This window comes from Flavobacterium sp. GQ95, assembly GCF_059758655.1.
Genome location: NZ_JCAXEB010000060.1, coordinates 1 through 737 on the forward strand (window position 1 = coordinate 1; position 737 = coordinate 737).

2 protein-coding genes are annotated in these 737 nt (G+C 33.9%); both read left to right on the top strand.

From position 1 onward, the window contains the following. Positions 1-395, top strand: a 395-nt coding sequence (locus tag AC6CH4_RS25915) for a hypothetical protein (protein WP_498108217.1), incomplete at its 5' end; no start/stop codon positions are given. A gap of 58 nt (positions 396-453) precedes the next feature. Further along, the coding region (locus tag AC6CH4_RS25920; protein ID WP_498108219.1) for a hypothetical protein at positions 454-737 on the top strand (284 nt) is incomplete at its 3' end.

The window sequence follows — 737 nt, forward strand, 5'->3', positions numbered from 1 at the left end:
ATGTAACGAATAATTTTGCAGATATAATCAATAGTCCGGCCAATACTACAGTTATTGAAAATGTAATGAATGCTTCTACAACTGTCTCTAATGCGTTGGTAGGAAGGGTATTGACTACTACTGTGAATGGTGTAGTAAGTGCTCCTGTAGATCTTACTCAGTCTTTTTCGTCACTGACTCCGGTAAGGCAAGAAGTTATTGCTTTAGATGGTCAAAATACTTTTCCGATTTCTGATATACCGCTTTCGGATTCAATTGCCATGTATATTAACGGAGTTAGAATTGAGTCTTCGGCGATTAGTTTGGCGGGATCAAATTTAACTTATAGTAATGTGGCAAATTATAACTATGACCTAATTGCTGGAGATAAAATAACGATTGTATATATCAAATAATTAAAAATAATATAAAAGAATTATTGTAAATATTAAAAATTTTTAAACAAATTTAATCATGAAAAAAGAATTATTAGCTGTGTTAATTTTAGGAGGAAGTCTAACAATGGTTGCTCAACAAAAAACGTTACTTTCTGTATCGGGAGAAAAAATTAAATATACTCCGTTGCCAATTGGAACTGGTGTTCAGTATCTTAAAGGGGATCAGACTCTAGGGGATTTTTCGGTATCGAATACTTTGAATGGTGATAAGTTAACAACTACCGTAAATGGGGTAACAGGTGCAGAAGTAGATTTAGCTCCGGCTTTGGCTGCTGCAACTACAGTTGCTAATGCTTTTAC